The organism is Staphylococcus sp. GDY8P196P (assembly GCF_017891705.1).
GTDB lineage: Bacteria > Bacillota > Bacilli > Staphylococcales > Staphylococcaceae > Staphylococcus > Staphylococcus ureilyticus.
In genome coordinates this window covers 42,582-42,816 of the sequence record NZ_JAESJS010000004.1, presented here as the reverse complement: position 1 = coordinate 42,816, position 235 = coordinate 42,582, and the positions used below count along the sequence as shown (strand labels likewise).

Genomic DNA, 235 nt, shown 5'->3' with positions numbered 1-235 from the left:
ATCTTCGCTTGTTACTCCGTTCACCGTTGGTGATGTTGGCGCTGTTTTGTCTTTAACTGTTTTCGTCACTTCTTCTGATTTGTTGCCATCTTTATCTGTAGCTACAACTTTGATTGGTTCTCCACCTTCTAAATCTACATCTGATGGAATTTCAATCGTATAGTTGCCTTCACTGTCTGCAGTACCTGTTGCCGTTGTTCCGTCTGGGAACGTTACTGTAACCGTTGAGCCTGGT

Annotated in this window: 1 protein-coding gene; it reads right to left on the bottom strand. The window is 43.4% G+C overall.

What is annotated here, in order from left to right:
• Positions 1-235: Ig-like domain-containing protein (locus KA814_RS02880; protein ID WP_245335664.1), on the bottom strand; the 235-nt coding region annotated here is incomplete at both ends.